Raw genomic sequence first — 24,977 nt, forward strand, 5'->3', positions numbered from 1 at the left:
CGCATAGGCATGCACGTAAATGCCATTTTTACCGGGTCAGTGAAATCTACGCATGGCGTGGACAGACGCCATACGTGATGTCGGTGACTGCCTTCGGGCAACGGTCTTCTTACCAACAGAACCCGAATCCGCATCGCGTCTAATACATAATCAGGCGATGTGATGACTAACGGGTACAGGCTCTGAACAGTGATGTGCACAGGGTCCAGGCAGGAGTAGGGAAGGAATACAGAGAGACAATAATAATGGTAGATAGCAAGAAGCGCCCTGGCAAAGATCTCGACCGTATCGATCGTAACATTCTTAATGAATTGCAAAAGGATGGGCGTATTTCCAACGTCGAGCTTTCAAAACGTGTGGGACTTTCCCCGACGCCGTGCCTTGAGCGTGTGCGCCGACTGGAAAGACAGGGTTTCATTCAGGGCTATACAGCTCTGCTGAACCCGCATTATCTGGATGCCTCACTTCTGGTATTTGTTGAGATTACTCTGAATCGTGGTGCGCCGGATGTGTTTGAGCAATTTAACGCCGCTGTACAAAAACTTGAAGAAATTCAAGAGTGTCACCTGGTGTCCGGTGATTTCGACTACCTGTTGAAAACCCGTGTGCCTGATATGTCCGCCTACCGTAAGCTGCTGGGTGAAACCCTGCTGCGTCTGCCAGGCGTGAACGACACCCGTACTTATGTGGTGATGGAAGAGGTCAAACAGAGCAATCGTCTGGTTATTAAGACGCGCTAACACGGAACAGGTGCAAAATCAGCGTAGTTTGATTACACTCCTGTTAATCCATACAGCAACAGTGCCGGGGAGTCCCGGCGCTGTTGTCCGTTTTAGCAAAAAGGCAGGATATGCCTGATACCTGGAGAGCCTTTTTTGAGCCAGGAATACACTGAAGACAAAGAAGTCACACTATCGAAGCTAAGCAGCGGACGTCGTCTCCTCGAGGCTTTGCTGATTGTTATTGCTCTTTTCGCCGTCTGGCTGATGGCAGCCTTACTCAGTTTCAACCCCTCAGATCCCAGCTGGTCACAAACTGCATGGCATGAGCCTATCCATAATTTAGGCGGTGTCCCCGGTGCCTGGCTTGCGGACACGCTGTTCTTCATTTTCGGTGTGATGGCCTACACCCTTCCCGTCATTATTATTGGCGGATGCTGGTTTGCGTGGCGTCATCGTCAGAACGATGATTACATCGACTATTTTGCCGTGTCGCTGCGCCTGATTGGCGCACTGGCGCTGATCCTCACCTCGTGCGGGCTAGCGGCGATAAATGCGGATGATATCTGGTACTTCGCCTCTGGCGGGGTGATCGGCAGCTTACTCAGTTCTGCGCTGCAGCCGATGCTGCACAGCAGCGGCGGTACGCTGGCGCTGCTCTGCATCTGGGCGGCCGGGCTGACGCTGTTTACCGGCTGGTCCTGGGTGAGCATTGCCGAGAAAATTGGCAGTTTTATCCTCACCATTTTGACCTTCGCCAGCAACCGTACCCGCCGTGACGATACGTGGGTTGATGAAGACGCGTACGAAGATGAAGAGGAAGACGACGCGCCTGTGCAGCGTCGCGAGTCTCGTCGTGCGCGTATTCTGCGCGGCGCGCTGGCGCGTCGCCAGCGTGTTGCTGAGAAATTTGCCAACCCGCTGGGTCGTAAAACCGATGCGGCGCTCTTCTCCGGTAAACGCATGGATGAAGACGAGCAGGTGGCGTATCGCGCTGCAGGTGTCGCCGTCGATCCTGACGATGTGCTCTTCTCCGGCAGCCGGGCCACGCCGGGTGACTTCGACGAATACGATCCGCTGTTAAACGGCCATTCGGTTACCGAGCCGGTTGCAGCCGCCGCAGCCGCGACGACCGCTGCGCAGGCGTATGCCGCGCCTGTCGACGCCGTGACGCCATCCGCGCCGGTTTCGCCGCCGGAATCCGTTATTCAGCAGCCTCAGGTTGACTGGCAGACTGCGCCAGGCGTTCACACGCCGGAGCCGGTTATCGCGCCTGAACCTGAAAGCTACATCCCTGTGCAGCAGGAGCAGTGGCAGCAGCCTTATCAGCCGCCGCAGCCTGCGTATGAACCGCAAGATTATCCGCACTATGAACAGCCTGTGGCCCAACCTTATCAGGAGTATGTGCCTGAACCGGTTGAACCTGTGCAGCCTTATGTAGAGCCGCAGCCTGAACCTGAAATCGTGGAGGAGGTAAAACCCTCTCGTCCACCAATGTACTATTTTGAAGAAGTCGAAGAGCGTCGTGCGCGTGAACGTGAACAGCTGGCCGCATGGTATCAGCCTGTGCCTGAACCGGTGCAGGAGCCAGTGACGAAAGCGCCTTCTGTTTCTGTTCCACCGGTCGACCCGACGCCTGCTGTTGCACCCGTAGCAGAAAGCGTGAAGCAGGCTGCCGCGGCTGCTGCCGTGGCTGCACCTGTCTTTAGCCTGGCAACAGGGAGCGCGCCACGTCCTCAGGTGAAGGAGGGGATTGGTCCGCAACTGCCACGCCCTAATCGCGTTCGCGTTCCAACCCGCCGTGAGCTTGCCTCTTATGGCATCAAGCTGCCTTCCCAGCGTATGGCCGAAGAGAAAGCGCGCGAGCCTGAGTACGAAGATGACGCCGATGAAATGCAGCAGGACGAGCTGGCCCGTCAGTTCGCCGCGCAGCAGAATCAACGCTACGGTGAAGAATATCAGCACGATGAACCGGTGCTGGAAGACGAAGAGGACGCGGCTGAAGCCGAATTAGCGCGCCAGTTTGCCGCCACCCAGCAGCAGCGCTATTCCGGTGAACAACCGGCTGGTGCAAATCCGTTCTCGCTGTCTGATTTTGAATTCTCACCGATGAAAGATCTGGTGGATGATGGCCCGAGCGAGCCTTTATTTACCCCGAGCGTGATGCCGGAAGCAGAGCCTGTGCGCCAGCAGCCAGCACCGCAGGCCTACTCGCAGCCGCAACAACCTGTTCAGCAGCCGTATGCGCAGCCGCATCAATCTGTTCAGCAGCCACCACAGCCGCCGCAGTTCCAGCAGCCTGCGCCTCAGCCGCAGGAAAGTCTGATTCACCCGCTGCTGATGCGTAACGGTGACAGCCGTCCGCTGCAGCGTCCAAGCACGCCGCTGCCGTCTCTGGATCTGTTAACGCCGCCGCCGTCAGAAGTGGAGCCGGTTGATACCTTCGCGCTGGAGCAGATGGCGCGTCTGGTGGAAGCGCGTCTGGCTGACTTCCGCATCAAGGCAGACGTGGTGAACTACTCGCCGGGTCCTGTTATCACACGATTTGAACTGAACCTGGCGCCTGGCGTTAAAGCCGCGCGTATTTCCAACCTGTCCCGTGACCTGGCGCGTTCTCTGTCGACCGTTGCGGTACGTGTGGTGGAAGTAATACCGGGCAAACCGTACGTTGGCCTTGAGCTGCCGAACAAGAAACGTCAGACCGTCTACCTGCGTGAAGTGCTGGATAACACCAAATTCCGCGATAACCCCTCTCCGCTGACGGTTGTGCTGGGTAAAGATATCGCTGGCGATCCGGTCGTTGCGGATCTTGCCAAAATGCCTCACCTGCTGGTAGCGGGTACTACCGGTTCCGGTAAGTCTGTCGGTGTGAACGCCATGATCCTCAGCATGCTCTATAAAGCGCAGCCGGAAGATGTGCGTTTCATCATGATCGACCCGAAAATGCTCGAACTTTCGGTCTACGAAGGCATCCCGCATCTGCTGACCGAAGTGGTCACCGATATGAAGGACGCCGCCAACGCTCTGCGCTGGAGCGTCAATGAGATGGAACGCCGCTACAAGCTGATGTCTGCGTTAGGCGTGCGTAACCTGGCCGGTTATAACGAGAAAATCGCCCAGGCGATGCGCATGGGGCGTCCGATCCCGGATCCTTACTGGAAGCCGGGTGACAGCATGGATGCCCAGCATCCGGTGCTGGAAAAACTGCCTTATATCGTCGTGCTGGTCGATGAATTCGCTGACCTGATGATGACCGTCGGTAAGAAAGTGGAAGAGCTGATTGCCCGTCTGGCGCAGAAAGCGCGTGCGGCCGGTATTCACCTTGTGCTGGCGACCCAGCGTCCTTCCGTGGACGTTATCACTGGTCTTATCAAAGCGAACATCCCGACGCGTATCGCCTTTACCGTATCCAGTAAAATTGACTCCCGTACCATTCTTGACCAGGGCGGCGCAGAGTCGCTGCTGGGTATGGGTGATATGCTCTATTCAGGCCCGAACTCTACCTCTCCGGTGCGTGTCCACGGTGCGTTCGTCCGCGATGAGGAAGTACACGCCGTCGTGCAGGACTGGAAGGCGCGCGGTCGTCCGCAATACGTTGACGGTATTACCAGCGATACGGAAAGCGAAGGCGGCGGCGGTGGCTTCGACGGCGGCGAAGAGCTGGATCCGTTATTCGATCAGGCGGTTAACTTCGTTACTGAAAAACGCAAAGCGTCCATCTCTGGCGTGCAGCGTCAGTTCCGAATTGGCTATAACCGCGCAGCGCGCATCATCGAGCAGATGGAAGCGCAGGGCATTGTGAGCGAGCAGGGGCATAACGGTAACCGCGAGGTGCTGGCGCCGCCGCCGTTTGATTAACCTTCAGCGATTGCAAAGAAGGGTAAATCAGCCAAAATTAAGCATTTTCTTCTGTCGCCTGCCTTCGGGCAGGTCCAGAATAGAAGACGGAAACCCCATATCGGGAAGACGTATTTTAAGGAATAACAATGAAAAAAATCGCCATCGCCTGTGCATTACTCACCAGTTTTGTCGCCAGCAGCGTCTGGGCTGATGCAGCCAGCGACCTTAAAAGCCGACTGGATAAAGTAAGCAGCTTCCACGCCAGCTTCACGCAAAAAGTGACGGACGGCAGCGGCAACGCGGTGCAGGAAGGTCAGGGAGATTTGTGGGTAAAACGCCCGAATCTGTTCAACTGGCACATGACCCAGCCGGATGAAAGCATCCTGGTGTCGGACGGCAAAACCTTATGGTTCTTCAACCCGTTCGTTGAGCAGGCAACGGCCACCTGGCTGAAAGATGCCACCAGCAATACGCCGTTTATGCTGATTGCCCGTAACCAGTCCAGCGACTGGCAGCAGTACAATATTAAACAGACGGGTGATGAGTTTGTCCTGACGCCGAAAGGCAGCAACGGCAACCTGAAGCAGTTCACCATTAACGTAAGCACCAACGGTACCATTAATCAGTTCGGCGCGGTTGAGCAGGACGATCAGCGCAGCAGCTACCAGCTCAAGTCTCAGCAGAACGGCGCCGTTGATGCATCGAAATTCACCTTTACCCCGCCGAAGGGCGTAACGGTGGACGACCAACGCAATAAGTAAGAGGCGTGAGTGGGCAATCTGTCGCTCGATTTTTCAGATAACGCGTTTCAACCTCTGGCCGCCCGTATGCGGCCAGAAAATTTAGCGCAGTACATCGGCCAGCAGCATCTGCTGGCTGCCGGTAAGCCATTGCCGCGCGCCATTGAGGCCGGGCATCTTCACTCCATGATCCTCTGGGGCCCCCCTGGCACCGGCAAGACCACGCTTGCAGAAGTTATCGCCCGCTATGCCAATGCGGACGTTGAACGTATCTCGGCGGTCACCTCCGGCGTGAAAGAGATCCGTGAGGCGATCGAGCGTGCGCGGCAGAACCGCAATGCCGGGCGGCGCACCATCCTCTTCGTGGACGAAGTCCACCGCTTCAACAAAAGCCAGCAGGATGCGTTCCTGCCGCATATTGAAGACGGCACGATCTTCTTCATCGGTGCGACCACCGAAAACCCGTCGTTTGAACTCAACTCAGCATTGCTTTCCCGCGCCCGCGTCTACCTGCTTAAATCCCTGACCACTGAGGATATCGAAAAGGTTCTCACTCAGGCGATGGAGGACAAAGCGCGCGGCTACGGCGGGCAGGATATCGTTCTGCCTGACGACACGCGTCGTGCGATTGCCGAGCTGGTCAACGGCGATGCGCGTCGTGCGCTGAATACGCTGGAAATGATGGCCGATATGGCCGAAGTCGACGATGCCGGGAAGCGTGTGCTGAAGCCGGAACTGCTCACCGAAATTGCCGGGGAGCGCAGCGCGCGGTTCGATAATAAAGGCGACCGTTTTTACGATCTCATTTCGGCCCTGCATAAGTCCGTGCGCGGCAGCGCGCCGGATGCGGCGCTTTACTGGTACGCGCGCATTATCACTGCGGGCGGCGATCCTTTATATGTCGCGCGTCGCTGTCTGGCGATTGCGTCAGAAGATGTCGGTAATGCCGATCCTCGCGCCATGCAGGTTGCACTGTCGGCCTGGGACTGCTTCACCCGCGTTGGACCCGCGGAAGGCGAACGTGCCATTGCGCAGGCGATTGTCTATCTGGCCTGTGCGCCGAAAAGCAATGCGGTTTATACCGCGTTCAAAGCGGCGATGTCCGACGCGCGCGAACGTCCGGACTACGACGTGCCGGTTCACCTGCGTAACGCGCCGACCAAACTGATGAAAGAGATGGGCTATGGGCAGGAGTATCGTTACGCTCACGACGAACCCAATGCCTACGCCGCCGGGGAGGAATATTTCCCGCAGGAGATGGCACAAACGCGCTATTATCACCCCACAAACAGAGGTCTTGAAGGCAAGATTGGTGAAAAGCTCACCTGGCTCGCCGGACAGGATCAAAATAGCCCTATAAAACGCTACCGTTAGTTCAATCGTTGCGGTAATGTTGGCAATGTATCCTTGTGGCCGCAGGCTGTGGCCACATTTTCCTATTTTAATTCGATAAGCACAGGATAAGCATGCTCGATCCCAATCTGCTGCGTAATGAGCCAGACGCAGTCGCTGAAAAACTGGCACGCCGGGGCTTTAAGCTGGATGTAGATAAGCTGCGCGCTCTCGAAGAGCGTCGTAAAGTTCTGCAGGTACAAACTGAAAATCTGCAGGCAGAGCGTAACTCTCGATCGAAATCCATCGGCCAGGCGAAAGCGCGCGGGGAAGATATTGAGCCATTACGCCTGGAAGTGAACAAGCTGGGTGAAGAACTGGATCAGGCAAAAGCTGAGCTGGATGTTCTTCAGGCCGAGATTCGTGATATTGCCCTGGCTATCCCGAATATTCCTGACGACAGCGTGCCTGTTGGCAAAGATGAAAACGACAACGTTGAAGTGAAACGCTGGGGTACGCCTCGTGAGTTTGACTTCGAGGTGCGCGATCACGTAACGCTGGGCGAAATGCACGCGGGCCTGGACTTTGCGGCAGCGGTTAAGCTGACCGGTTCTCGCTTCGTGGTGATGAAAGGCCAGATTGCCCATCTGCACCGTGCGCTGGCGCAGTTCATGCTGGATCTGCACACCGAGCAGCATGGCTACAGCGAAACCTACGTGCCGTATCTGGTCAACCACGATACGCTGTACGGTACGGGCCAGCTGCCGAAATTTGCCGGCGATCTGTTCCATACCCGTCCGCTGGACGAGGAAGCAGACAGCAGCAACTACGCGCTGATCCCAACCGCGGAAGTGCCGCTGACTAACCTCGTGCGTGATGAGATCATCGACGAAGACGAGCTGCCGATCAAACTGACGGCACACTCTCCGTGCTTCCGTTCTGAAGCAGGTTCTTACGGTCGCGACACGCGCGGTCTGATCCGTATGCACCAGTTCGACAAGGTTGAGATGGTGCAGATCGTTCGTCCTGAAGAGTCCATGGACGCGCTGGAAGAGATGACCGGCCACGCGGAGAAAGTGCTGGAGCTGCTGGGTCTGCCGTACCGTCGTATGGCCCTGTGCACCGGTGATATGGGCTTTGGTGCCTGCAAAACCTTCGACCTGGAAGTGTGGGTGCCTGCGCAGAACACTTACCGCGAGATATCCTCCTGCTCTAACGTCTGGGATTTCCAGGCGCGCCGCATGCAGGCTCGCTGCCGCAGCAAGTCCGACAAGAAAACCCGTCTGGTGCATACCCTGAACGGTTCTGGTCTGGCTGTGGGCCGTACCCTGGTTGCCGTGCTGGAAAACTATCAGCAGGCAGACGGTCGTATTGAAATCCCGGAAGTGCTGCGTCCATACATGAAAGGCCAGCAGTACATCGGCTAATTCTTTGCCTCACAACAAAAAAGCGCCTCAGGGCGCTTTTTTTATGCCTTTGATTTGATACGACGCAATAACCCTTCCCTCTAAAGTAGTAATACTCCTCCGAATGAAAGTCAGAATAAAAATCTGATAACGAAAAAAATCGTTATATATAAAACTACATAGCGGTTTGTGCCGCCACTCTTTTCTTTGTGAGCAACCAAAGTGAGTCTCTATGAAAATCAACGCGCCTGAAGCATTAATGGCTGCCGAGGTCACTCGCCGTGGGTTGATGAAAACCACGGCAATAGGCGGCCTGGCCGTAGCCAGCAGCGCCTTCACGCTCCCTTTTACCCGACTGGCCTCAGCGGCGGATGCACTATCCCCAGCCTCAGTTCCGGAAAAAGTGGTGTGGAGTGCCTGTACCGTTAACTGCGGTAGCCGTTGTCCGCTGCGTATGCATGTGGTGGATGGCGAAATTAAATATGTCGAAACCGACAATACCGGGGACGATAACTACGAAGGGTTACATCAGGTCCGTGCCTGCCTGCGTGGTCGCTCCATGCGTCGTCGCGTGTATAATCCGGACCGCCTGAAATATCCGATGAAGCGCGTCGGTAAGCGTGGGGAAGGGAAGTTCGAGCGGATTAGCTGGGATGAAGCCTACGACATCATTGCCACCAACATGCAGCGTTTGATTAAAGAGTACGGCAACGAATCCATCTACCTGAACTACGGTACCGGGACGCTTGGCGGCACGCTGACCCGCTCCTGGCCACCGGGTAAAACGCTGGTGGCACGCCTGATGAACTGCTGCGGCGGTTATCTCAATCACTACGGCGACTATTCCTCTGCGCAGATCGCAGCAGGACTGAACTACACCTACGGCGGCTGGGCTGATGGCAACAGCCCGTCCGATATTGAAAACAGTAAGCTGGTCGTGCTGTTCGGTAACAACCCGGGTGAAACCCGCATGAGCGGCGGTGGGGTAACTTACTACCTCGAACAGGCCCGCGCCAAATCCAATGCCCGCATGATCATCATCGATCCGCGCTATACCGACACCGGTGCCGGACGTGAAGACGAGTGGATCCCAATCCGTCCGGGGACCGATGCGGCGCTGGTCTCCGCGCTTGCGTGGGTAATGATCACAGAAAACCTCGTCGATCAGCCTTTCCTGGATAAATACTGCGTCGGCTATGACGAGAAAACCCTGCCGGCCAGCGCGCCTGATAATGGTCACTACAAGGCGTATATTCTCGGGCAGGGCAATGACGGCGTGGCGAAAACGCCGCAGTGGGCATCCACCATCACCGGTATTCCGGCCGAGCGTATCGTTCAGCTGGCGCGTGAGATTGGCTCGGCCAAACCGGCCTACATCAGCCAGGGCTGGGGTCCGCAGCGTCATGCGAACGGCGAAATCGCGACCCGCGCCATCTCAATGCTCTCCATTCTGACCGGCAACGTCGGCATCCACGGCGGTAACACCGGCGCGCGTGAAGGTTCATATGAAGTGCCGTTCGAACGTATGCCGACGCTGGATAACCCGGTTCAGACCAGCATCTCCATGTTTATGTGGACCGATGCGATTGAACGCGGCCCGGAAATGACCGCCCTACGCGACGGGGTACGCGGCAAGGACAAGCTCGACGTGCCGATCAAGATGATCTGGAACTATGCCGGTAACTGTCTCATCAACCAGCACTCGGAAATCAACCGCACCCATGAAATCCTGCAGGATGACAAGAAGTGCGAGATGATTGTGGTGATCGACTGCCACATGACCTCTTCGGCAAAATATGCCGATATCCTGCTGCCGGACTGCACCGCCTCTGAGCAGATGGATTTCGCGCTGGACGCCTCCTGCGGCAACATATCCTACGTGATTTTTACCGACCAGGCGATTAAACCGCGCTTCGAGTGCAAAACCATCTATGAGATGACCTCCGAGCTGGCGAAACGTCTTGGCGTTGAGCAGCAGTTTACCGAGGGGCGCACTCAGGAAGGGTGGATGCGCCATCTGCATGAACTCTCCCGTAGGGCCATTCCTGACCTGCCTGATTTCGATACCTTCCGCAAGCAGGGGATGTACAAACAGCGCGATCCGGAAGGGCACCACGTGGCGTACAAAGCGTTCCGTGAAGATCCGCAGGCAAACCCGCTGACCACGCCGTCGGGCAAAATCGAAATCTACTCCGAAGAGCTGGCAAAAATCGCGTCGACGTGGGAGCTGCCGGAAGGGGACGTTATCGATCCGCTGCCGATCTACACGCCGGGTTTTGAAAACTATAACGATCCGCTGACGGCGAAATTCCCGCTGCAGCTGACCGGTTTCCACTACAAAGCGCGCGTGCACTCCACCTACGGTAACGTCGACGTACTGAAAGCCGCCTGCCGTCAGGAGATGTGGATCAACCCGATGGATGCCAAAGCGCGCGGCATCAGCAATGGCGATCGCGTGCGTATCTTCAACGGTCGCGGCGAGGTCCACATCGAAGCCAAAGTGACGCCGCGCATGATGCCAGGCGTGGTGGCGCTGGGGGAAGGGGCCTGGTACAGCCCTGATGCCAACCGCATCGACCAGGCGGGCAGTATTAACGTACTGACCACGCAGCGTCCGTCGCCACTGGCGAAGGGCAACCCATCCCACACAAACCTTGTCCAGGTTGAAAAGGTTTAAGGAGTAGCCGATGACAACCCAGTATGGATTTTTTATCGATTCCAGCCGTTGCACCGGGTGCAAAACCTGCGAGCTGGCCTGTAAAGATTACAAAGACCTGACTCCTGACGTCAGCTTCCGCCGCATCTACGAATACGCCGGGGGCGACTGGCAGGAAGATAACGGCGTCTGGCATCAGAACGTCTTTGCCTATTACCTGTCGATTGCCTGCAACCACTGTGAAGAGCCGGCCTGCACCAAGGTCTGCCCGAGCGGGGCGATGCACAAGCGTGAAGACGGTTTTGTGGTAGTGGATGAAGATGTCTGCATCGGCTGTCGCTACTGCCATATGGCCTGTCCGTACGGCGCACCGCAGTACAATGCCGCTAAAGGCCACATGACCAAATGCGACGGTTGCCACACCCGCGTAGCGGATGGCAAAAAGCCAATCTGCGTCGAGTCCTGTCCGCTGCGCGCGCTGGACTTCGGTCCCATCGAAGAGTTGCGTCAAAAACACGGTCAGCTTGCCGCCGTGGCACCGCTGCCGTCTGCGCACTTCACGAAGCCGAGCATTGTGATTAAACCTAACGCCAACAGCCGTCCTACTGGTGACACCACCGGCTACCTGGCAAACCCGAAGGAGGTGTGAGATGGGAAGTGGATGGCATGAATGGCCGCTGATGATCTTCACGGTCTTTGGTCAGTGCGTGGCGGGCGGCTTCATTGTGATCGCGCTGGCGTTGTTGAAAGGGAACCTCAATGCCGAACAGCAGCAGCGTTTAGTGTTGAGCATGTTTGGCCTGTGGGTGCTTATGGGGATTGGCTTTATCGCCTCAACGCTGCACCTGGGTTCGCCGATGCGCGCGTTTAACTCTCTGAACCGTGTGGGGGCCTCATCCCTCAGTAACGAGATTGCCAGCGGGGCAATTTTCTTTGCCGTCGGTGGTCTGGGCTGGCTGCTGGCCGCTTTGAAGAAATTGCCAGCGGGTCTGCGCAGCCTGTGGCTGATCCTGACCATGGTGCTGGGCGTGGTGTTCGTGTGGATGATGGTACGTGTCTATAACACCATCGATACCGTCCCCACCTGGTACAGCGTCTGGACGCCAATGAGCTTCTTCCTGACTATGTTTATCGGCGGGCCGCTGCTGGGCTACCTGCTGCTGCGCGTGGCGGGTGTCGACGGATGGGCTATGCGTTTGCTGCCTGCTGTTTCGCTTCTGGCGCTGGTAGTGAGTGCGATGGTCGCCCTGATGCAGGGTTCTGAACTGGCAACCATTCACAGCTCTATCCAGCAGGCTTCTGCCTTGGTGCCGGACTACGGTGCGCTGATGGCCTGGCGTATCGTTCTGCTGGTCGCTGCGCTGGTATTCTGGATTGCTCCTCAGCTCAAAGGTTATCAGCCCGCGCTGCCGCTGCTGTCACTGGCCTTTGTGCTGGTCCTGGCGGGTGAACTGATTGGCCGCGGCGTGTTCTACGGGTTGCATATGACGGTTGGTATGGCTGTCGCCAGCTAACGTTGCATTTGGTTATATCAAGCCGGGCCAGAGTGCCCGGCTTTTCTTTTTTCGATCATGAAATTTTTCGACTGTCGTTTTGTTTTAATTTCGCCCATTAATAAATAAAAACAGACACATAATTAATATCTATAGCAGGCGTGGCATTAGCAGGATAAGTTTTTTAAATCGACAGGGAACATATTGTGCGAGGCGGCTAAATCAGTGGATTGACTTTGTTTTTGCCAGTGGCATGATGCGCACGAAATCTGAACTTCCTCACGGTTTTTAATCCATGACCACCTATACCCGCCCAGTGCTTCTGTTGCTCTGTGGCCTGCTTCTGTTGACCCTGGCGATCGCAGTGTTAAATACGCTCGTCCCGCTATGGCTCGCCCATGAAAACTTACCGACCTGGCAGGTGGGTATGGTCAGCTCGTCCTTTTTTACCGGGAACCTGCTGGGTACGCTAATGACCGGGAGTCTGATTAAGCGCTTTGGCTTTAATCGCAGCTATTATCTGGCTTCGCTGATTTTCGCCGCCGGGTGTGCAGGGCTGGGCCTGATGGTCGGCTTCTGGAGCTGGATGGCATGGCGCTTTATCGCAGGCGTAGGCTGCGCGATGATTTGGGTGGTGGTTGAAAGCGCGCTGATGTGCAGCGGCACTTCGCGCAACCGTGGACGCCTGCTGGCAGCCTATATGATGGTTTATTACGTCGGCACCGTGCTGGGTCAACTGATGGTCAGCAAGCTGCCAACCGATCTGATGAGCGTTCTGCCGTGGGTAACGGGCATGGTGCTCGCCGCGATCCTGCCGCTGCTCTTCACGCGCATTGTGAACCAGAACAGCGAGCATCAGGAAGCGACCCACGTCTGGCCGATGCTGAGACTGCGTCAGGCGCGCCTGGGCGTTAACGGCTGCATTATCTCGGGGATTGTACTGGGCTCGCTCTACGGCCTGATGCCGCTCTATCTGAATCATCAGGGCGTCAGCGATTCCGGAATTGGCTTCTGGATGGCGGTGATGGTGAGTGCGGGGATCGTCGGGCAGTGGCCGATTGGCCGCCTTGCGGACCGCTTCGGTCGTTTGCTGGTGCTTCGCGTTCAGGTCTTCGTGGTCATCATGGGATGCCTTGCCATGCTCAGCAATGCCGCGATGGCGCCTGCGCTGTTTATTCTCGGGGCCGCCGGCTTTACGCTCTATCCGGTCGCGATGGCCTGGGCCTGTGAGAAAGTTGAACATCACCAGCTGGTGGCAATGAACCAGGCGCTGTTACTGAGCTATACCATCGGCAGTTTATTAGGGCCGACGTTTACCGCGATGCTGATGCAGAATTATTCCGATAATTTATTGTTTATCATGATCGCCAGCGTGTCGTTTATTTATCTCTTGATGCTGCTGCGCAAAGCGGGCGAGCATCCAACGCCTGTGGCACATGCCTGATTAAATAAAAGCCTGTTGATGACAGGCTTTTTTGTCCCTGTCACAACTAAGAGTTTTACTTATTGTTTGTTTATTGCGCCAGGCGATAATTCATGTGAGTCCTACCACTATAAGGCAGCAATCATGTCTATTCGTCGTTTTTCCACTACCGCACTTGCCGTAGTGTTGTCTTTAACGTTTGCAACGGCTCCGGTCATGGCTAATCCTGGAAACGGGAATGGCGGTGGTCACGGAAACGGTGGCGGGCAAGGTAATGGCGGTAATCATGGTAACGGGAATTCTGGTAACCATGGCAATAAGCAAAATAACGGTCAGGATAACCCTGGAAAATCGGATAAAAGCTTTAAAAGCAGTAAAGATGTCGGTAACGATGTCGACGCTCGCGTGAGCTTCGATCATGCCCGCCATCTGGCGCTGAATTATGGCTTAACGGGCTATGACTCTCTGCCTCCGGGTATCGCGAAAAACCTGGCGCGCGGTAAGCCGTTGCCTCCGGGCATTGCGAAGAAAACCGTGCCGGCCTCAATGCTGGGCCAGCTTCCTTCCTACCCTGGCTATGAATGGCGCGTAGTCGGAGACGACCTGGTCTTAATTGCGCTGAGTACAGCCATTGTGACGTCCGTTATTAACGGCGTCTTTAAATAGAATATAAAAAGGCCCGGTTCTCACCGGGCCTTTTCTTTAATACATCACCTTGTGGCCGTACTGTTCAAGAATACCTTTGACGCGTTCCATCGTCTCTTTTTTCGGCGGCTTCACGCCATCAAGTTTGTACTCTTCGCCCATCGCCACCCATTTATGTTTACCCAGCTCGTGATAGGGCAGAAGCTCGATTTTCTCGACGTTGCCCATGTCGCGGGTAAATTCCCCCAGGCGGTGCGCGGAGTCGTCATCATCTGACCAGCCGGGAACCACCACGTAGCGGATCCAGGTTTTGATGCCTTTATCGGCAATGTATTTGGCAAATTCCAGCGTGCGGTGGTTTGAGACGCCAACCAGGTTCTGGTGGATCTCATCGTTCATCTGTTTGAGATCGAGCATCACCAGATCGGTCACTTCAAGCAGTTCGTCGATAACCGGATCGTAACGGCGTACGAAGCCGTTGGTGTCGAGGCAGGTATGAATGCCTTCTTTATGGCAGGCGCGGAACCAGTCGCGGACAAATTCAGCCTGCAGAATGGCTTCACCGCCGGATGCGGTGACGCCGCCGCCGGACGCGTTCATAAAGTGGCGGTAGGTCACCACCTCTTTCATCAAATCTTCAACGGTCACTTCTTTACCGCCATGGGTATCCCAGGTGTCACGGTTATGGCAGTACAGGCAGCGCATCAGGCAGCCCTGGAAAAAGGTGATGAAGCGGATACCCGGGCCATCGACGGTGCCACAGGATTCAAAGGAGTGAATGCGACCAATAATTGACATTGCGGTGATATCTCCAGCATCGGCCCGTCCGGGGCCTGAGTATGCACAGCTCAAAGCCGGCTGTGTTGAAGTCTGTTTTGGCTGATATCCATAGAGTATAGATAGCGGACAAAAGAGACTGAGGTGGAGAGGGTGCTAAAAAGGCCCCACTGACGTGGAGCCTTTATTGTACGCTTTTTAACGCGTGATTTCAGTCAATTCCAGTTACATGGACTGAGTGAAAGTACGGGTGATAACGTCCTGCTGCTGTTCTTTAGTCAGAGAGTTAAAACGTACTGCGTAGCCAGATACGCGGATGGTCAGCTGAGGATATTTCTCAGGATGTTCCATCGCGTCGAGCAGCATTTCACGGTTCATGACGTTCACGTTCAGATGTTGACCACCTTCGATGGACGCTTCGTGGTGGAAGTAACCATCCATCAGACCCGCGAGGTTAGTTTTACGCACTTCGTCGTCTTTACCCAGCGCGTTTGGCACGATAGAGAAGGTGTAAGAGATACCATCTTTCGCGTAAGCAAACGGCAGTTTAGCAACGGAAGTCAGAGAGGCAACCGCACCTTTCTGGTCACGACCGTGCATTGGGTTAGCACCTGGGCCGAATGGCGCGCCAGCACGACGACCGTCTGGGGTGTTACCGGTTTTCTTACCATACACAACGTTAGAGGTGATGGTCAGAACAGACTGAGTCGGGATAGCGTTACGGTAGGTAGTCAGTTTCTGAATTTTCTTCATGAAACGTTCTACTAGGTCAACCGCCATGTCATCAACGCGAGAGTCGTTGTTACCAAACTGCGGATATTCACCTTCGATTTCGAAGTCTACAGCCAGGCCGTCTTCGTCACGAATTGGCTTAACTTTCGCATATTTGATTGCAGACAGGGAGTCAGCTGCAACGGACAGACCAGCGATACCACACGCCATGGTGCGGATAACGTCACGGTCATGCAGCGCCATCAGAGAAGCTTCGTAGCTGTACTTGTCGTGCATGTAGTGGATAACGTTCAGCGCAGTGACGTATTGTTTCGCCAGCCAGTCCATGAAGTGATCCATGCGGTCCATCACTTCGTCGAAGTTCAGAACGTCGCCTTTGATCGGTTCAGACTTAGGACCAACCTGCATTTTCAGTTTTTCATCAACGCCGCCGTTGATTGCGTACAGCATGGTTTTCGCCAGGTTTGCACGCGCACCGAAGAACTGCATTTGCTTACCAACAACCATTGGGCTTACGCAGCAAGCGATAGCGTAATCGTCGTTGTTGAAGTCCGGACGCATCAGGTCATCGTTCTCGTACTGCAGAGAAGAGGTATCGATGGACACTTTAGCGGCGAATTTCTTGAAGTTCAGAGGCAGTTTTTCAGACCACAGAACGGTGATGTTCGGCTCCGGAGAAGGACCCATGGTGTACAGGGTGTTCAGGAAGCGGAAGCTGTTTTTGGTTACCAGAGTACGGCCGTCAACGCCCATACCACCGATTGATTCTGTTGCCCAGATTGGGTCACCAGAGAACAGCTCATCGTATTCAGGGGTACGCAGGAAGCGAACCATACGCAGTTTCATGACCAGGTGGTCAATCATTTCCTGAGCGTCTTGCTCGGTGATTTTGCCTGCTTTGATGTCGCGTTCGATGTATGCATCCAGGAAGGTGGATACGCGACCGAAGGACATTGCTGCACCGTTCTGAGACTTAACAGCGGCCAGGTAGCCGAAGTAGGTCCACTGGATAGCTTCCTGAGCGTTGGTAGCAGGACCAGAGATATCGCAGCCATATTTCGCTGCCATCTCTTTGATCTGACCCAGCGCGCGGTGCTGTTCAGCGATTTCTTCACGCAGACGGATAGTCGCTTCCAGGTTTACGCCGTTTTCCAGATCGGACTGCAGGGAAACAAACTGCGCGTACTTGTCTTTCATCAGGAAGTCGATACCGTACAGCGCAACGCGACGGTAGTCGCCGATGATACGGCCACGGCCATACGCATCTGGCAGACCAGTCAGAACGCCAGATTTACGGCAGTTCAGAATGTCTTTGGTGTAAACATCGAATACACCCTGGTTGTGGGTTTTGCGGTATTCGGTGAAGATTTTTTTCAGCATTGGGTCCAGCTCGCGGTTATACGCTTTGCAGGAACCTTCAACCATTTTAATACCACCGAACGGGATGATTGCGCGTTTCAGTGGTGCTTCAGTCTGCAGACCAACGATTTTCTCAAGGGCTTTGTTGATGTAGCCAGCATCGTGAGAAGTGATGGTGGAAGCAACGGAGGTGTCAAAATCAACTGGCGCGTGGGTGCGGTTTTCCAGTTTAACGCCTTCCATTACGCTGTCCCACAGCTTGGTGGTCGCGTCAGTTGCGCCAGCCAGGAAGGATTCGTCACCTTCATACGGGGTATAGTTTTTCTGAATGAAGTCACGTACGTTTACTTCATTCTGCCAGTCACCTTTCGCAAAACCTTCCCAGGCTGTGGCTAACTTTTCATTAAGCTCGGACATGTAACACCTACCTTCTTAAGTGGATTTTTTATTTACTGCCTGAGAAAACCATCAATGATGATCGTCGCCACGCAGGTAAATGACCCAGTATGTCAACCCAACTAACAGACCCCCACCGATAATGTTCCCGATAGTGACAGGGATCAGGTTATCAGTAATGAAATTCATAATAGTCAGGTGAGAGAAACTTTCCGGGGATGAACCAACTGCGGTCCAGAACTCCGGGCTTGCAAAGTCGCGGATGACAATGCCCATTGGGATCATGAACATATTCGCGATACTGTGCTCAAAGCCGCTGGCAACAAACATCGCAACCGGCAGAACCATAATTAAGGCTTTGTCCATCAGGCTACGACCCGAGTAGCTCATCCATACAGCCAGGCAGACCATCAGGTTAGCGAGGATGCCGAGAGCAACGGCTTCAATAAATGTGTGGTGCATTTTGTGGTCGGCGGTTTGCAGGACGTTAAGGCCCCAGCCACCGTTGGCGGTCATGTACTCGCCAGAAAGCCACATCAACAAAACAAAGAGCAGACAGCCAACCAGGTTACCCACGTAGACGTTAAGCCAGTTACGTGCCAGCTGACCCCAGGTAATTCTTCCGCTGGCCTTTGCCACGACAATCAGCACCGTTGAGGTGAAGAGGTCGGCGCCGCAGATGACGCAAAGAATCAGACCCAGTGAGAAGCAAATGCCGCCAATCAGTTTGGCCATGCCGAAAGGCATTCCGGCAGTACCGGTGGTGGCGGTGATGTAGAAGACGAAAGCGATAGAGATGAACACACCAGCCGTGATCGCCAGATAGAACGTCTTCATCGGGTGTTTCGTTGCTTTATAGACACCCGCTTCTTCGGCAACTTTGGCCATCGCAGCAGGGAGTAAAAGATCAAAAGGGTTGTCAGCTTTCACACTAACTCTCTCTTTATTAAGTCGGCGACGAGATACTAACAAAGCATTATAGAAGAGAAATTGATATAGATCATATCTCGCCTGGCTTATAGGCCCGCAGTGTGTATGGTTTTACAGCAAATGCGGAGTAAGTGTTTGATTATCCTTATAAAAATAAATTTTAAAAGTTATGAAAAGAGTTGAATTTTTTCGTTCGGCCACCTCTGACACAGTTAATTAATATGGAGTATTTACCATAAAAAGTAACAGTAAAGCCCAGGTAAATATTATTATATTTACCCATGTTTAACTTTATTATTACAATCAACAGTCATTGCCGAAGAAAATAAAAAACGGGGCAATGAAATTGCCCCGTAATATAGCCCAGACGATTGAATACGCCTACAGCTGGTAATGTTATCTGCGCTTATTTTGACCAGTAAGCGGCTTTTGCTTTCTGCAGCTTTTCGTAGGCCTTAAGCAGCGACTGATGCGCCGGGAAGGCTTTCAGGTCGCTATCAACAGCCTGCAGGCCATAGAACGGCTCTTCGCCGCTCAGGGCTGCACTGGCTGCTTCTACGGCCTCAGCTCCGTACATCCGCACGAAAGCATTCAGGTATTGCAGCGGCTCGCGATCGTCTTCCTGTGCCAGCAGCAACAGGGTTTGCAGGCAGCGGTAATAATTGGTGCGCTCGGCAGAGAAGACCGACTGGTTGAATTCCATGGTCCACTCGGTCCAGGCCAGAGCCTGATCCAAATCGCCACCCGCCAGGGCCAGCATCGCTTTCAGCTCACCGATACGCAGGGTATACCAGCCGTTGTCTTTACCGGTCGCCAGGCCCAGCAGTTCGCGTACGCGGGTAAAGTCATCGTGGCCTTCTTCGTCCAGCTGGGCGATCAGGTTCAGATAATCTTCTTTCTCCCACTCGCTGCCCGGCAGAGCCAGCAGCGTTTCGCGCAGGTGCGCGCCCATGCTGTTATTCGCCAGCCACAGATCTTCAGCCGGGTAGATGTCGGACATGCCCGGAACGATAATGCGGCACGCGTAGACGCCAAGGTGTTCGTAGTCGGCAATGTAGACTTCCTGATCTTCGGCGTTGAAGATAGCCATCAGCGTGGCGAACTCTTCTTCCGTGGTACCGGCAAAGCTCCAGTCCACGAACGGATAGTCGGCGTCCTGCTTGAACATATCCCAGGAAATTAAACCGCTGGAGTCGATGAAGTGGGTTTCAAGGTTGGTATGCTCGGCCACTTCTTCATCGTCAAACGTTGGCGGGGTGAAGACGTCGAGATCTTTCAGGCTACGGCCCTGCAGCAGCTCGGTAACGGTACGCTCCAGCGCCACGCCGAAGTCAGGGTGCGCGCCGAAGGAGGCGAAGCAGGTGCCGTTGGCCGGGTTAAACAGCACCACGCAGATAACCGGATACTTGCCGCCCAGCGAGCCGTCGTAGGCAAAGATTGGGAAACCTTCTGCTTCCAGCTTAGCGATGGACTCCACAACGCCCGGGTAGCGCGCCAGCACGTCTGCCGGAATTTCAGGCAGGCTGATGGATTCAGCGATGATGCGGTTTTTAATGTGGCGTTCGAAAACTTCAGACAGACCCTGCACGCGCGCTTCATTGCGGGTGTTACCGGCGGACATACCGTTGGACACATACAGGTTGCCGACGATGTTCATCGGAATATATACGGTCTGCTCGTCAGACTGACGGGTGAACGGCAGGGCGCAGATCCCACGGTCTTCATTGCCAGACTGCAGATCGATCAGCATGCTGGCGGTCAGTTCGCTGTCTGGATCGTAGAAGGCACGCAGGCGCGCGTCGAGAATACCTTCCGGCAGCTCGTCATCTTCGGTCAGCGGGAACCATTTTTCATTTGGATAGTGAACGAACGGGCCGTTAGCGATGGTTTCGCCCAGCCAGAAGTCAGCGAAGAAATAGTTGGTGGACAGACGCTCAAAATACTCACCCAGCGCAGAGGCCAGTGCCGCTTTTTTTGTCGCGCCTTTACCGTTGGTAAAGCACAGGGCACAGTCTTTATCGCGAATATGCACGGACCAGACATGAGGCACCGGATTGAGCCAGGAGGCTTCTTCGATGTTAAAACCCAGGTCGGTCAGTTTCTGCTGGAAGCGAGCGATGGAATCTTCCAGAGCGGCATCTTTGCCGGGGATAAACGTTTGAGTCATGGCGTTCACTTTTATCGTACGTAAAGCGCGCAATGATACGGGTTTTGCGTGACGGGTGCTATCTTCGGCGAAAATAAATGGCTGGGCTATGCTTAGTGACAGTAACTGACTGTTAAGGCATAGAAAAATGAAAGCATTTGATCTCCAGCGGATGGCGTTTGATAAAGTTCCTCCTGAATTTCTGGGCGAAGTGGCGCTGCGCAGCCTGTATACCTTCGTACTCGTCTTCCTGTTTCTTAAAATCACCGGCCGCCGCGGCGTGCGGCAGATGTCGCTCTTTGAGGTGTTGATCATCCTGACGCTGGGTTCGGCGGCGGGGGACGTTGCCTTTTATGATGACGTGCCGATGGTGCCGGTGTTTATCGTTTTTGTCTCACTGGCGCTACTTTATCGCCTTGTCATGTGGCTGATGTCGAAAAGCGAAAAGCTGGAAGATCTGCTTGAAGGCAAGCCGGTCGTTATCGTCGAGGACGGACAGCTGGCCTGGGAAAATGTACAAAGCGCCAATATGACCGAGTTTGAGTTCTTTATGGAGCTACGCCTGAACAGCGTTGAACAGCTCGGGCAGGTGCGTCTGGCGATCATGGAAACCAACGGGCAGATCAGCGTTTATTACTATTCAGACGACGAGGTAAAACCGGGACTGTGTATCCTGCCGGATATGCTGATCGAGCGTTTCAGAACGGTACCTGAATCAGGCGAGTATGCTTGCGTAAGATGTAGCCATGTCGTCGCGATGCAGTCGGGGGATCGCCAATTATGCCCCCGCTGTGCAAATCCGGAATGGACGAAGGTTAGCCGGGCCAAACGTATCACCTGACAGCCATTTTGTCGGTTTTGACTTAGCGAGGCGGCAGATTGTTTTGTGTGACGCGGTGCACATTTCACGGGTCATAAGTTTTAGACATTGCGGCGCGTGTCACTGAATGATAAAACCGATATCCACAGTTATAACTTATGGCTTTTAGCGTGGTGAGGGGAAATGGCTCAAGTCTTTAATTTCAGTTCAGGTCCGGCAATGTTACCGGCAGACGTGCTTAAACAGGCTCAACAGGAACTTTGTGACTGGAACGGTCTCGGTACGTCGGTGATGGAAATCAGCCACCGTGGTAAAGAGTTTATTCAGGTGGCGGAAGAGGCAGAAAAGGATTTTCGCGATCTGCTGAATATTCCCTCGAACTACAAAGTATTGTTCTGTCACGGCGGTGGACGCGGCCAGTTTGCAGGCGTTCCGCTGAATATTCTCGGTGACAAAACGACGGCTGACTACGTTGATGCGGGTTACTGGGCGTCAAGCGCCGTTAAGGAAGCGCATAAATACTGCACGCCGAATGTTATCGACGCCAAAGTGACCGTTGACGGTCTGCGCGCCGTGAAGCCAATGAGCGAGTGGCAGCTTTCCGATAACGCAGCGTATCTGCACTACTGCCCGAATGAAACCATTGACGGGATTGCCATCGACGAGACGCCAAACTTCGGTAGCGATGTCGTGGTTGCCGCCGACTTCTCCTCCACCATTCTGTCTGCGCCAATTGATGTCAGCCGCTACGGCGTTATCTATGCGGGCGCGCAGAAAAATATCGGCCCGGCCGGTTTGACTATCGTCGTCGTGCGCGAAGACCTGCTGGGTAAAGCGCATAAATCCTGCCCGTCGATTCTCGATTACACCGTGCTGAACGATAACGATTCGATGTTCAACACTCCCCCAACTTTTGCCTGGTACCTCTCCGGCCTGGTCTTCAAATGGCTGAAGCAAAACGGCGGCGTGGCGCAGATGGACAAGGTCAATCAGCAGAAAGCCGAACTGCTGTATGGTGTGATCGACAAGAGCGATTTCTACCGCAACGATGTGGCGAAAGCGAACCGTTCCCGCATGAACGTGCCGTTCCAACTGGCGGACAGCAACCTGGATAAAGTGTTCCTGGAAGAGTCCTTCGCGGCAGGCCTGCATGCGCTCAAAGGTCACCGTGTCGTTGGCGGCATGCGTGCCTCCATCTATAACGCGATGCCGCTGGAAGGCGTTAAAGCCCTGACGGATTTCATGATCGACTTCGAACGTCGTCACGGTTAATTTGCTGTTTTTCACCCCCGCAGCGTCCCTGCGGGGTTTTTATTATGTTGAGTTGAGAGTTTAGTTTTCATGGAATCCCTGACGTTACAACCTATCGCGCGGGTAGATGGCACCATCAATCTGCCTGGTTCAAAAAGTGTCTCGAACCGCGCTCTGCTGCTGGCAGCTCTGGCAAACGGCACCACCGTCCTTACAAACCTGCTGGACAGCGATGACGTGCGCCATATGCTCAATGCGCTGAAAGCGTTGGGCGTTCAGTACACTCTCTCCGACGATCGTACCCGCTGCGAAGTGACCGGCAACGGCGGCGCGCTGCGCTCGGGCGAAGAGCTTGAGCTGTTTCTGGGCAACGCGGGTACCGCGATGCGCCCGCTGGCGGCGGCCCTGTGTCTGGGCAGCAACAACATCGTGCTGACCGGCGAGCCGCGCATGAAAGAGCGTCCGATTGGTCACCTGGTGGATGCTCTGCGCCAGGGCGGCGCGCAGGTTGAGTATCTTGAGCAGGAAAACTATCCGCCACTGCGTCTGCGCGGCGGTTTTACCGGCGGTAACATCGAGGTGGACGGCAGCGTTTCCAGCCAGTTCCTGACGGCACTGCTGATGACCGCGCCGCTGGCGCCGCAGGATACGGTTATTAGCATCAAGGGCGACCTGGTTTCTAAACCGTACATTGATATCACGCTACACCTGATGAAAACCTTCGGTGTTGAGGTGGAAAACCAGTCTTATCAGCGTTTCGTGGTGCGCGGGGCGCAGCAGTACCAGTCTCCGGGCAACTACCTTGTTGAGGGTGATGCGTCATCCGCGTCCTACTTCCTGGCCGCGGGTGCGATTAAAGGCGGCACGGTAAAAGTGACCGGTATTGGCCGTAACAGCGTGCAGGGCGACATCCGTTTTGCGGACGTGCTGGAAAAGATGGGCGCCATTGTCACCTGGGGCGATGACTTCATCTCCTGTACCCACGGCGAGCTGAACGCCATCGACATGGACATGAACCATATCCCGGATGCGGCGATGACCATTGCCACGGCGGCGCTGTTCGCCAAAGGCACTACCACGCTGCGTAACATCTACAACTGGCGCGTAAAAGAGACGGACCGCCTGTTCGCGATGGCGACCGAGCTGCGAAAAGTCGGTGCTGAGGTGGAAGAGGGCGAAGACTACATTCGCGTGACTCCTCCGGCAAAACTGCAGTTTGCGGAAATCGGCACCTACAACGATCACCGTATGGCGATGTGCTTCTCGCTGGTGGCGCTTTCAGACACGCCTGTAACGATTCTTGACCCGAAATGTACCGCGAAAACCTTCCCGGACTACTTTGAACAGCTGGCACGCATTAGCACGCTGGCCTGATAACGTATTGCCGCATCACCCGATGCGGCATTTCCTTACGCTTCATTACGAACACCTCCGCTCATTTCTTCTACACTCTGCTTCAATCATTCCGTAATTTGCACGCAAAGGTAACAGTTGCGCACGTTGGCGCGTATAATGCGCGGCGTTCATGTAAACGGTATGCCTTATTTAAGGAGAAAAAGATGACGGCAGTTGCCCCGGTAATCACCATTGATGGGCCGAGTGGCGCAGGGAAAGGTACTCTGTGCAAAGCGATGGCGGAAGCATTGCAATGGCATCTTTTAGATTCGGGAGCAATCTATCGCGTGCTGGCGCTGGCCGCTCTGCATCACCATGTGGATGTCGCGTCTGAAGAAGCGCTGGTTCCGCTGGCTGCGCATCTGGATGTGCGTTTCGTATCGACCGATGGCAACCTGGAAGTCATCCTTGAAGGGGAAGACGTGAGCGGCGAAATCCGTACGCAGGAAGTGGCTAATGCGGCCTCTCAGGTCGCGGCGTTCCCGCGCGTTCGCGAGGCGCTTTTACGTCGTCAGCGCGCGTTCCGTGAAGCCCCGGGGCTGATCGCTGACGGACGCGATATGGGAACGGTGGTATTCCCTGATGCGCCAGTAAAAATTTTCCTCGACGCCTCTTCGGAAGAACGTGCTCAACGCCGCATGCTTCAGTTGCAGGAAAAGGGGTTTAGTGTTAACTTTGATCGCCTTTTATCCGAGATAAAAGAGCGCGATGACCGCGATCGTAACCGCGCCGTCGCCCCACTTGTTCCTGCAGAAGATGCATTAGTTCTGGATTCAACCAGTTTAACTATTGAGCAAGTGATTGAAAAAGCGCTACAATATGCGCGCCAAAAACTGGCACTCGCGTAATCGCGACCGATTTAGCAGTACCCCCGCTGCAATGGATTGACGGCGGGTATGTGAAACAACCCCATCCGG

At 54.8% G+C, this 24,977-nt stretch carries 18 protein-coding genes; 14 read left to right on the forward strand and 4 right to left on the reverse strand.

The genetic code is table 11. The features are described from left to right. Positions 1 to 245: 245 nt before the first annotated feature. The 10 genes from lrp to NUX24_RS01540 all read left to right on the forward strand — a co-directional run bounded on the left by lrp (position 246) and on the right by NUX24_RS01540 (position 14,275). Positions 246 to 740, forward strand: coding sequence for a leucine-responsive transcriptional regulator Lrp (lrp, locus tag NUX24_RS01495; protein WP_000228469.1), 495 nt, complete (start codon positions 246 to 248; stop codon positions 738 to 740). 135 nt (positions 741 to 875) lie between these two features. Beyond that, complete coding sequence (locus NUX24_RS01500) at positions 876 to 4,577, forward strand: DNA translocase FtsK 4TM domain-containing protein (RefSeq protein ID WP_257829500.1); 3,702 nt, start codon at positions 876 to 878, stop codon at positions 4,575 to 4,577. A gap of 128 nt (positions 4,578 to 4,705) precedes the next feature. Continuing rightward, on the forward strand, positions 4,706 to 5,320 hold the full coding sequence (gene lolA / locus NUX24_RS01505) for an outer membrane lipoprotein chaperone LolA (RefSeq protein ID WP_028019257.1): 615 nt from the start codon (positions 4,706 to 4,708) through the stop codon (positions 5,318 to 5,320). A gap of 9 nt (positions 5,321 to 5,329) precedes the next feature. Next, positions 5,330 to 6,673, forward strand: coding sequence for a replication-associated recombination protein RarA (gene rarA / locus NUX24_RS01510; protein ID WP_257829506.1), 1,344 nt, complete (start codon positions 5,330 to 5,332; stop codon positions 6,671 to 6,673). Between the two features lie 92 nt (positions 6,674 to 6,765). Beyond that, positions 6,766 to 8,058, forward strand: a complete 1,293-nt coding sequence (gene serS / locus NUX24_RS01515) for a serine--tRNA ligase (RefSeq protein WP_096150562.1) — start codon at positions 6,766 to 6,768, stop codon at positions 8,056 to 8,058. A gap of 211 nt (positions 8,059 to 8,269) precedes the next feature. Then, positions 8,270 to 10,714 (forward strand): dimethylsulfoxide reductase subunit A, encoded by a 2,445-nt coding sequence (dmsA, locus tag NUX24_RS01520; RefSeq protein WP_257829510.1) that lies wholly within the window; start codon positions 8,270 to 8,272, stop codon positions 10,712 to 10,714. Positions 10,715 to 10,724: 10 nt separating this feature from the next. Then, positions 10,725 to 11,342: a DMSO/selenate family reductase complex B subunit gene (locus NUX24_RS01525; RefSeq protein ID WP_257829512.1), complete on the forward strand. Its 618-nt coding sequence runs from the start codon at positions 10,725 to 10,727 to the stop codon at positions 11,340 to 11,342. Position 11,343: 1 nt separating this feature from the next. Continuing rightward, the gene (locus tag NUX24_RS01530; protein ID WP_257829514.1) at positions 11,344 to 12,207 is read left to right on the forward strand and encodes a dimethyl sulfoxide reductase anchor subunit family protein; all 864 of its coding nucleotides are present in this window, start codon (positions 11,344 to 11,346) and stop codon (positions 12,205 to 12,207) included. A gap of 274 nt (positions 12,208 to 12,481) precedes the next feature. After that, positions 12,482 to 13,630: an MFS transporter gene (locus NUX24_RS01535; protein ID WP_047742311.1), complete on the forward strand. Its 1,149-nt coding sequence runs from the start codon at positions 12,482 to 12,484 to the stop codon at positions 13,628 to 13,630. Between the two features lie 123 nt (positions 13,631 to 13,753). Then, positions 13,754 to 14,275 carry an anti-virulence regulator CigR family protein gene (locus tag NUX24_RS01540; RefSeq protein WP_023310990.1) on the forward strand — a complete coding sequence of 174 codons (522 nt, stop codon included), beginning with the start codon at positions 13,754 to 13,756 and terminating at the stop codon, positions 14,273 to 14,275. Between the two features lie 36 nt (positions 14,276 to 14,311). Here NUX24_RS01540 and pflA read toward each other — a convergent pair whose 3' ends face one another. From pflA to ycaO, 4 genes are all read right to left on the reverse strand, one after another. Continuing rightward, positions 14,312 to 15,052 carry a pyruvate formate lyase 1-activating protein gene (gene pflA, locus NUX24_RS01545; protein WP_023310991.1) on the reverse strand — a complete coding sequence of 247 codons (741 nt, stop codon included), beginning with the start codon at positions 15,050 to 15,052 and terminating at the stop codon, positions 14,312 to 14,314. A 204-nt stretch (positions 15,053 to 15,256) separates the two neighbouring features. Further along, positions 15,257 to 17,539 carry a formate C-acetyltransferase gene (pflB, locus tag NUX24_RS01550; RefSeq protein ID WP_024907798.1) on the reverse strand — a complete coding sequence of 761 codons (2,283 nt, stop codon included), beginning with the start codon at positions 17,537 to 17,539 and terminating at the stop codon, positions 15,257 to 15,259. 51 nt (positions 17,540 to 17,590) lie between these two features. Then, positions 17,591 to 18,448 carry a formate transporter FocA gene (focA, locus tag NUX24_RS01555; protein WP_008499974.1) on the reverse strand — a complete coding sequence of 286 codons (858 nt, stop codon included), beginning with the start codon at positions 18,446 to 18,448 and terminating at the stop codon, positions 17,591 to 17,593. A 406-nt stretch (positions 18,449 to 18,854) separates the two neighbouring features. Continuing rightward, positions 18,855 to 20,615 carry a 30S ribosomal protein S12 methylthiotransferase accessory factor YcaO gene (gene ycaO / locus NUX24_RS01560; RefSeq protein WP_257829521.1) on the reverse strand — a complete coding sequence of 587 codons (1,761 nt, stop codon included), beginning with the start codon at positions 20,613 to 20,615 and terminating at the stop codon, positions 18,855 to 18,857. Positions 20,616 to 20,742: 127 nt separating this feature from the next. Between ycaO and NUX24_RS01565 the strand changes: the two genes are divergently transcribed. From NUX24_RS01565 to cmk, 4 genes are all read left to right on the forward strand, one after another. After that, complete coding sequence (locus tag NUX24_RS01565; protein ID WP_257829524.1) at positions 20,743 to 21,435, forward strand: DUF421 domain-containing protein; 693 nt, start codon at positions 20,743 to 20,745, stop codon at positions 21,433 to 21,435. A 162-nt stretch (positions 21,436 to 21,597) separates the two neighbouring features. Then, entirely contained in the window at positions 21,598 to 22,686 is a 1,089-nt protein-coding gene (serC, locus tag NUX24_RS01570) for a 3-phosphoserine/phosphohydroxythreonine transaminase (RefSeq protein ID WP_257829527.1), read from the forward strand. Positions 22,687 to 22,755: 69 nt separating this feature from the next. Next, positions 22,756 to 24,039: a 3-phosphoshikimate 1-carboxyvinyltransferase gene (aroA, locus tag NUX24_RS01575; protein WP_257829528.1), complete on the forward strand. Its 1,284-nt coding sequence runs from the start codon at positions 22,756 to 22,758 to the stop codon at positions 24,037 to 24,039. Positions 24,040 to 24,224: 185 nt separating this feature from the next. Continuing rightward, on the forward strand, positions 24,225 to 24,908 hold the full coding sequence (cmk, locus tag NUX24_RS01580) for a (d)CMP kinase (RefSeq protein ID WP_013097305.1): 684 nt from the start codon (positions 24,225 to 24,227) through the stop codon (positions 24,906 to 24,908). The last annotated feature ends 69 nt before the right edge of the window (positions 24,909 to 24,977 follow it).

It is taken from the genome of Enterobacter sp. HG048 (genome assembly GCF_024702055.1).
GTDB classification, from domain to species: domain Bacteria; phylum Pseudomonadota; class Gammaproteobacteria; order Enterobacterales; family Enterobacteriaceae; genus Enterobacter; species Enterobacter dykesii.